7 protein-coding genes and 1 pseudogene are annotated in these 8,465 nt (G+C 71.4%); 2 read left to right on the forward strand and 6 right to left on the reverse strand.

The features are described 5' to 3' along the window. The 6 genes and pseudogenes from ACFV0Q_RS34045 to ACFV0Q_RS34070 form a co-directional block, all read right to left on the reverse strand. Positions 1 to 702: pseudogene (locus ACFV0Q_RS34045) on the reverse strand (type VI secretion protein); the annotation flags it as partial. 2 nt (positions 703 to 704) lie between these two features. Next, positions 705 to 2,123, reverse strand: a complete 1,419-nt coding sequence (locus ACFV0Q_RS34050; RefSeq protein ID WP_385010759.1) for an ATP-binding protein — start codon at positions 2,121 to 2,123, stop codon at positions 705 to 707. Between the two features lie 19 nt (positions 2,124 to 2,142). Then, positions 2,143 to 3,705: an SCO6880 family protein gene (locus tag ACFV0Q_RS34055; RefSeq protein ID WP_385010761.1), complete on the reverse strand. Its 1,563-nt coding sequence runs from the start codon at positions 3,703 to 3,705 to the stop codon at positions 2,143 to 2,145. After that, a complete protein-coding gene (locus tag ACFV0Q_RS34060) occupies positions 3,702 to 5,021 on the reverse strand; it encodes a hypothetical protein (RefSeq protein WP_385010763.1) in 1,320 nt (439 codons plus the stop codon). Before ACFV0Q_RS34060 ends, ACFV0Q_RS34055 begins: the two co-directional genes overlap by 4 nt. Continuing rightward, positions 5,011 to 5,832, reverse strand: a complete 822-nt coding sequence (locus ACFV0Q_RS34065; protein WP_385010764.1) for a hypothetical protein — start codon at positions 5,830 to 5,832, stop codon at positions 5,011 to 5,013. The genes ACFV0Q_RS34060 and ACFV0Q_RS34065 overlap by 11 nt, the downstream gene beginning before the upstream one ends. A 102-nt stretch (positions 5,833 to 5,934) precedes the next feature. Further along, positions 5,935 to 6,243 (reverse strand): hypothetical protein, encoded by a 309-nt coding sequence (locus ACFV0Q_RS34070; RefSeq protein WP_008742356.1) that lies wholly within the window; start codon positions 6,241 to 6,243, stop codon positions 5,935 to 5,937. Positions 6,244 to 6,855: 612 nt separating this feature from the next. Between ACFV0Q_RS34070 and ACFV0Q_RS34075 the strand changes: the two genes are divergently transcribed. Together ACFV0Q_RS34075 and ACFV0Q_RS34080 are read left to right on the forward strand one after the other, a co-directional pair. Beyond that, positions 6,856 to 7,149: a hypothetical protein gene (locus tag ACFV0Q_RS34075; protein ID WP_385010766.1), complete on the forward strand. Its 294-nt coding sequence runs from the start codon at positions 6,856 to 6,858 to the stop codon at positions 7,147 to 7,149. Between the two features lie 199 nt (positions 7,150 to 7,348). After that, positions 7,349 to 8,455 carry a GNAT family N-acetyltransferase gene (locus ACFV0Q_RS34080; protein ID WP_385010768.1) on the forward strand — a complete coding sequence of 369 codons (1,107 nt, stop codon included), beginning with the start codon at positions 7,349 to 7,351 and terminating at the stop codon, positions 8,453 to 8,455. Positions 8,456 to 8,465 lie beyond the last annotated feature (10 nt).

Consider the following 8,465-nt stretch of genomic DNA (forward strand, 5'->3'; position numbering starts at 1 on the left):
GGGGGGGGGGTGGGCGGGGGGGGGGGGGGGGGGGGGGGAGTGCTGCGTGGCCGGGGCGTGGGGCAGGGTCGGGGTGTGGGCGTGCCCTGAGCCTGGGGCGGCCGGGGCGTGGGCGTGGGGCAGGGTCGGGGTGTGGGCGTGCCCTGAGCCTGGGACGGCCGGAGCGTGTGCGTGCGGCAGGGTGTTCGGGGTGTGGGCGTGCCCTGGGGCCGGGGCGGCCGGGGTCTGGGGGTGGGCCTGCTGGGATGGCAGGGCCTGGGGGTGGGCCTGTTGGGGTGTCGGGGCCTGGGGGGCGGGTGGTTGCTGGGTTGCCTGGGTGGGGGGCTCTGGGTGGGGCTTGGTGTGGCGGGCTTTGGTGCGGGCGATGACGCCCATCGTGAAGATCGTGACGACCAGCAGGACCAGGAGCTGGCTGATGAACAGGCCCCAGAACAGGCCCCAGCCGGAGAGGGCCGCCGGGTCGGTGTCGGGCCAGGCCGCCGGGATGTCGTGCGGTTGCGCTATCAGGGCGCGGACCGCCCCCGGGGTGCGGGTGAAGGTGACCGTGGACGGCCAGGCGCCCTTGGTGAAGAGCGCGGCGAGGCCGGTGGCCGACCAGACCAGGACGGCGAGGCCGAGGAGGAAGGCCAGGAGGCCGACCAGGACTCCGTCGGGGATGCCGCCGGCTCGCGCCGGGGGCTCCGTACGTCTGGCGTGGGGCATGGTCAGGCCACCGTGGTGGCCGAGCCGGGGCCGCCGCCCCGCTGGCGCTCGATGTACAGGGCGCGTTCCTCCGCTTCGAGTTCGGCGGCCAGCAGGTCGTCGGGGAGCTGCTGGGGGGTGGAGGACTCCGTCATCGCGCGGTCGGTGTAGACGAGGGGGCGTTCGGTTTCGGTGATCAGGTGTTTGACGACCTGGACGTTGCCGTTGACGTCCCAGACGGCGATGCCGGGGGTGAGGGTCGGGATGATTTCGACGGCCCAGCGCGGGAGGCCGAGTACGAGGCCCGTGGCGCGGGCTTCGTCGGCCTTCTGGGCGTAGATCGTGCGGGTGGAGGCCATTTTGAGGATCGCCGCCGCTTCGCGGGCCGCCGCGCCGTCGACCACGTCCGAGAGGTGGTGGACGACGGCGACGAAGGACAGGCCCAGGCGGCGGCCGAACTTGAGGAGGCGCTGGAACAGCTGGGCCACGAAGGGGCTGTTGATGATGTGCCAGGCCTCTTCGACCAGGAAGATCCGCTTCTTCCGGTCCGGGCGGATCCAGGTGTGTTCCAGCCACACGCCGACGATCGCCATGAGGATGGGCATGGCGATGGAGTTGCGGTCGATGTGGGAGAGGTCGAAGACGATGAGGGGGGCGTCCAGGTCGATGCCCACCGTGGTGGGGCCGTCGAACATGCCGCGGAGGTCGCCGTCGACCAGGCGGTCCAGGACGAGCGCGACGTCGAGGCCCCAGGCCCGGACGTCGTCTATGTCGACGTTCATGGCGAGTGCCGATTCGGCTTCGGGGTGGCGCAGTTGGTCCACGATGTCGGTCAGGACGGGCTGACGGTCCCGGATGGCGTCGACGACGTAGGCGTGCGCGACCTTGAGGGCGAAGCCGGCGCGCTCGTCGAGGCCGTGGCCCATGGCGACTTCGATGATGGTCCGGAGCAGGGCGAGCTGTCCGGTCGCGGTGATCGCCGGGTCGAGGGGGTTGAGGCGGATCCCGTCGTCGTTGGCGGCGATGGGGTCCAGGCGGATGGGGGTTATCCCCAGCTGCTGGGCGATGAGGTTCCACTCGCCGACGCCGTCCTCGCCCTGGGCGTCGAGGACGACGACCTGGCGGTCGCGGAAGCGGAGCTGGCGTAGGACGTAGGTCTTTTCGAGCGCTGACTTTCCGTTGCCGGATTCGCCGAGGACCAGCCAGTGGGGGGCCGGGAGTTGCTGGCCGTAGAGCTGGAAGGGGTCGTAGATGTAGCCCTTGCCGCTGTAGACCTCGCGGCCGATGATGACGCCGGAGTCGCCGAGGCCGGGGGCGGCGGTGGGCAGGTAGACGGCCTGCGCCTGGCCGGTGGAGGTGCGTACGGGCAGGCGGGTGGTTTCGACCTTGCCGAAGAGGAAGCTGGTGAAGGCGTCCGTCAGAGCGGACATGGGATCTCGCATGGGCGGCACTTCCCTCCAGCTAGCGTCGGATGCCGGTGGCGAACGGCAAGGTGTTGACGAAGGCGCGGTGGTGCTCGCGGTCGCACCATTCGAGCTTCAGGTAGGACTTGCCGGCGGAGGCGCGGATGGTGCGCTTGTCGCGGGCGAGGGCTTCCGGTGAACGCGAGGACACCGTGATGTACCCGACGAGGTTGACTCCGGCAGCGCCGCTGGCCAGATCTTCACCCCTCTGGTCGAGCCGGCCGTGGGCGGCGATGTCGCGCGGGTCGACGGTGCGGTTCATTTTGGCTGCGCGGCTCGCGTCGGCCTCGTCGTTCGTCTTTTCCGTGAGCATGCGCTCGATCGCGATCTCGGTGGGTTCCAGGTCCATGGTGACGGCGACCGTGCGGATGACGTCGGGGGTGTGGACGAGGAGGGGGGCGAGGAAGTTGACGCCCACGGGGGTCATCGGCCATTCCTTCACCCAGGCGGTGGCGTGGCACCAGGGGGCGCGGGTCGAGGACTCGCGGGTCTTGGCCTGGAGGTAGGTCGGTTCGACCGCGTCGAGCTCGGCGGGCCAGGCGTTGCGCTTGGTCATGGCCTGGATGTGGTCGATGGGGTGGTCCGGGTCGTACATGGAGTGCACGAGGGAGGAGAGGCGGCCCTGGCCCAGTGGCTGGCGGACGCGGATGTCGGCTTCGGCGAGGCGGGCGCAGATGTCGGTGAGTTCGCGGGCCATGACGATGGCGAGGCCTGCGTCGCGGTCGAGCTTGCGGCCCCTGTGGGGGGTGGCGGCGCGGGCGATGGTGACGGCTTCGGCGGCCAGGTCGCGGGTGAAGTGCATGCAGGCGACGAGGTAGGCGCGGTGCTGCTCGGAGGAGGTGGAGACCATCGACTGGAGCTGGTCGTAGGAGTCGCGCAGCCAGCCGGGGGCGTGGGTGTCTCCGCGCTGGGCGACGTCCTTGGCGTGGGCGTCGGGGTCGGCGGGGAGGGTGCGGGCGAGCATCTGCAGGCGGGTGACGAAGCCGTCGCCGTTGGCCACGTGCTTGAGGAGGGTGCCGAAGCGGTCGACGAGGGCTTCCTGGTCCTCGCTGTCGCGCAGGCCGACGCCGGGGCCCTCGATCTCGATGGCCGCGGTGACGGTGCGGCGGTCGGCGTGCAGGAGTACGGCGATCTCGTCGGGGCCGAAGGGGGCGGCGAGCCAGTTGATGCGGCCGATGCCGGGGGGCGGGCCGACCTCGACCTCGCGGCCGTCGGCGGCGCGGGTGCCGGCCTCGACGGCGGAGGAGCGGTACGTGGTGCCGCGGCGGAGGGTGCGCTTGTAGCTGCGGCTGATCTCGAACCACCGGTAGAAGGTGCGGCCCTTGTAGGGGACGTACACGGCGGCGAGGGCGAGCATGGGGAAGCCGGCGAGGCTCACGATGCGCAGGGTGAGGTCGGGGACGAGCAGTCCGCTCATCATGCCGAAGAACGCGCCGGCGATGATCAGGGCGATCTCGCCGGTCTCGCGGTTCTTGCCGACGATCGCGTTCGGCCGGGCCCGGCCGATGAGATACGTGCGGCGGGGCGCGATCGGGTGGAGCTGGTGGGACTGGGTCGTCAACGCCCGTCACCTCCTGTGTTCCTCGTACTCGAGCCGGTGCGGGGCGGGGGAGCGGCGGAGGGGACAGTTCCGCCGCCGGACCCGCTGCCGGAGCCGCGGCTGCTGTGGGCGGCCATGCCTCCGGAGATCTGGTTGGCGTCGCCGCCGGTGGGGGAGCCGCCGCCGGCGCGGTGGGCGCCGCCGCGGCTGCTGTGGGTCTTGATGCCCTGGGAGACGAGGGAGGCCGGGGAGCTGATGACGGCGGCGGCCTGCGCGCCGTCGGTGGCCTTGGAGCGGTTGCTGCGGGCGGAGGCGATCTCGTCGCCGAAGCCGGGGACGAAGCGGTAGATCATCGCGGAGGCGAAGATCGCCAGGAGGATGATGGCGAGGCCCGAGACGACGGCGGAGAAGGCGTTGGGGCCCTTGTCGCCCGCGAGGGCTCCGGCGAGGCCGAGGACGATGACGATGACCGGCTTCACGAGGATGACGGCGATCATGATGCCGGCCCAGCGGCGGACGTGGCCCCACATGTTGCGGTCGACGAGTCCGGCGTAGACGACGGTGCCGAGGAGGGCGCCGACGTAGAGGAGGGCGGCGCGGATGACGAGCTCCAGCCAGAGCACTCCGGCGGCGAGGACGGTGACGAGGGCGACGACGATCAGCATGATCGGGCCGCCGCCGATGTCCTGGCCCTTCTTGAGGGCTTCGGCGAAGGAGCCGAAGAAGACGTCGGTCTGGCCGCCGGTGGCGGAGGCGATGACCTCGGTGACGCCGTCGGTGGCGGAGACGACGGTGTAGAGGATCAGGGGGGTGAAGGCGGAGGCCAGGACGGTGAGCCAGAGGAAGCCGATGGCTTCGGAGATGGCGGTGGTGAGGGGGACGCCGCGGATGGCGCGCTTGGCTACGGCGAGGAGCCACAGGACGAGGGTGAGGATGGTGGAGGCGGCGAAGACCACGGCGTACTGCTGGAGGAAGGCGGGGTTGGTGAAGTCGACGTTGGCCGTGCCTTTGACGGCTTCGCTGAGTTTGCCGACGATCCAGGCGGCGGCGTCGGCGCAGCCTTTGGCGAGGGAGGCTAGGGGGTTGATGGCGTCGGTGGGGTCGTTGGGCGAGAGGCCCGTACCCGCTCCCGTACCGGGGTTTCCGCCGACGCTGCGCTCGCAGTCCTCCTTGAGCGGGCCGATGACCCCTTCGCAGCGGCCGTCCTTCGAGGGCGATCCGGAGGGGGTGGGGGTCGGGGACGGCGCCGCGAAGGCCCGGGCCGACAGCAGTACCACGGTCGTCTGTACGGCGGCCAGGACTCCGGCGATGCGGAGACGGCGGCGGCTACCGGGCATAGGTGAACCCTCCGAACTCCTGCACGGCCTTGCTGATGTCGTCGGACGAGGAGGCGGCCACGTCGCCGGGGACCGGGGCGGGGCCGTCCTGCTGGGTGTCGGAGGCGACCTTCCAGTCCTCTCCGGCCCAGGTCAATTCGAAGGTCCAGGTCTTCCAGGTGGTACGGACAGGGGTGTTGGACTTGGCTCCCGACATGCCGACCAGGCCCGTGTACCAGACCGCGACCTTCGCCGTGGTGGGGCTGTAGCTCTCGACGCGGGTGCCGACTGGGACGGCGCGGGTGACGAAGACGCTGCCCTGCGGGGGGTTGCCGGTCGCGTCGAGCCCGAGGGTGGCGAGGAAGGCCGGTGAATACGCCGCGTCCTGGGGGCCCTTGCGCTGGGCCGCCGCCTCCGCTGTGTAGATGCCGTCCACGAGGGCGTGCCGGGCGTCCTTCTTGAGCATGGCGTCCGAGCCCAGGGCCACCGCGTAGTTCGCCGCTGCCGATTGGGCGCCCTGGTCGTCGTGGGCGAAGCCCTTTGGGATGCCGGCGGATTTGGTGGTGACCGGGGCGGTGCCGGTGGGGGACGTGGCGGTGGTGGTCGGGGGTTTGTCGGATGCCTTGTCCTGGGTGGATTCCGAGGACTGGTTCGCGAATGCGATGGCGGCGACCAGTAGCACCACGACGCCGACCACGGTGATCAGACCCCGGGAGGCGCGCGGGGTGCGGCGGGGGGTGCCGTAGGGGTCGGAGGGGGAGTCCGGGAGGCGGGTGCGGGTCTGGCCCGTGCCGCCGACCTCGCCGCCGCCGTAGTGGTCGTCGTTGCTCATTGCGTGTCCGCCCCCTCCGCGTCGTACGACGGTAGCGCTCGTTTCCGCTCAGGCGCGGTGTGGTGATTCGTCATCAGGGTCGGGCCGGCAGCGCTGGTTCGGCTAGACGGCCATTCCGTAGACGATCGTGAAGAGGGTGCCGAGGGAGCCGATGATGAAGACTCCCGTGAGGCCGGCCACGATCAGGCCCTTGCCCTGTTCCGCGCTGAAGGTGTCGCGCAGTGCGGTGGCGCCGATGCGCTGCTTGGCCGCGCCCCAGATGGCGATGCCGAGGCAGAGGAGGATCGCTACGGCCATGACCACCTCGATCATGACCTTCGCTTCGTTGCCGAGACTGCCGAACGGCCCCCAGTTCGGGGCGATTCCGCCGATGATGGTGGTGATGTCGCCCTTTTCGGCTGCCAGGATCATGTAACTCACCGCCCCTGTATGGGTAGTTCCGGTAGCCCGTGCCCGACGGCAGGGGTCACGCACTATCTTCGCTGATGAAACTGCCGCCGTCGTCGACTTGGCGGCTCTCTTTACCCGATCTCCCGGCGTGCGCCCCTCCCGCGCGCCCTGACCTGGTCACTCTGTGTATCACGGTGGGTGACCCCGGGCAATGATTGTCGGCCCGGCGTGCGCGGGGCCGGGTGAGGGGCGGCCGTTCGGCGCAGTGGAGGGCGTGACGTTGGGCCGTCCCGCTGATATTTGTGCGACATTCCGTCAGTCTTTCCATCATTGTGCCGTGTTGGGAGGGAGGCTCGCCGTCGTTCGCTGTGACGACGTGTGAGGAGGAGCCGGATGGGTTCCGTGACGAGGGCGGGTCGGCGTGCCCGGCTGGCGGTGGGGCTGGTCGTGCCGTTGGTGCTGGGGGGCTTGGCCCTTCCGGTTCCGGCGGTGGCCGTGGCCGCCGAGCCCGGTTCGGGGTACGCGTACGGGTGCGGGGCGGGTGGGGACCGGGTCGCCGGTGGTTGTACGGGGGCTCGCGGGCCGAAGGGGCCCAAGGGGGATCGCGGTCCGGCGGGGCCGCCCGGGCCGTGCTTGGACATCGACACCGTTTCCGGGCCGGGGGCTTCGGAGTTCAGTGCCGCGCTGACCCGGGGGAAGGCGTACGTCGGGGCGCGGGCCACGCCGACGAGCGCCTACTCCTGGCGGGACCTGACGAAGGCCGGGACGCCGGGCTTTCCGCGGAACGCGTGCGGGGTGTCCGTCCGGGTGGGCGGCGGGCGCGTCTACGTGAAGGTGCTCACCACGGCGGGGGACGTCTACGAGAACTCGTGCACGACCGCGCTGGTGTGCACCTTGGGGTGGACCGCTGTGGTCAAGCCCTACTGAAGGGTTGCGGGGCGTGGATGCCCGGGGTGGTGACGATCAGCTTCCGGTTGTGTCGCTCACCGTATGGGTGAGTTGCCCGAGGTCGCGACGGCTGTGGGGCGTGTGGATGCGTGAGGGGCGCACACGCGCACGGTGAGCGCCGGATCGGGGCGTCGCTCTCTCTGGCGAGCGCCGTGGCGGGGCGCCCACACTGGCGCGCATGAATGAGCGGAGCCTCGCGTACGAGGAAGAGTTCGTCGGCGGAGTGCGGCACTGCCGGATGCGGCGGGAGGGCGATCCCGAGCCGGTGTGCTCGCTGGAAGTGGTGTCCTTCCGCCAGCGGTTCGGGGCCGTGGCCGTCGCCGCGGAGGGGATCGGCGGCGTGGAGACGCGGCCCGACTGCCGGCGGGAGGGGTACATGCGGCGGCTGCTGGGGGCTGCCGTGGAGGGGATGCGGGGGCGGGTGGCGGTCGGGTTCGTCTCGGAGGCCATCGAGGGGGCGTACGAGCAGCGGGGGTTCGTGACCGCGCTGGGGGAGGGGGAGCTGGTGGTGCCGGTACGGGCGGTCGAGCGGGCCGGGGTGGTGGGCGGCGGGGTGGTGCGGGCCGGGACGGACGCCGATATGGCGGAGGTGGTGCGCATCTTCAACTCCGCGCACGCCGAGCGTCCCTGGAGCCGGGTGCGGGAGGCGGACTGGGACCGGCGGGTGCCGCAGGGGATGTGGAAGCCGGGGTCGGAGCTGCTGGTGCTGGAGGACGGGGCCGGTTCCGGTTCCGGTTCCGGTGTCACCGGGTACGCGCTGCTGCGCGGGCGGGCCTTCGGCGACAGCGTACGGACGCTGGTGGTACACGAGATGGGGGCCCGGGACGCGGCGGGCGCGCGGAGGCTCCTGGCGGAGCTGGCGGCGCGGTGCTGGGAGCTGCGGGTCGCCTCGTTCACGGTACGGGAGCCTGCGGACAGCCTGGTCGGGCGGATCGTGCGGGGGTGGGGGTGCGTGTACCGGCAGCGGTATCCGGTGGGCGGGGGGATGATGGCGCGGATCCTGCGGCGCGAGGTGCTGGTGGGGGAGCTGGAGCCGGAGTTGCGGCGGCGGGCGGAGGGGCGGCCGTATCCGGAGGGGGTGGTCGGGGAGCTCGCCCGGGGGGCGTTGGTACCGGATGACGGGGTGCTCGTGCGGTTGCTGTTGGGGTACTGGTCGGTGGCGGATGCGGTGGTGGAGGGGTTGGTGGTGCCGGAGGGGTATGGGGGGTTGTTCCGGGGGTGGTTTCCGGGGGGTGGGGGGTTGGGGTTGGCGATGCCGCATGCGCATGTTTTGGATCGGTATTAGGGGGCCCTGT

This window comes from Streptomyces sp. NPDC059564 (assembly GCF_042735575.1).
Classification (GTDB): domain Bacteria; phylum Actinomycetota; class Actinomycetes; order Streptomycetales; family Streptomycetaceae; genus Streptomyces.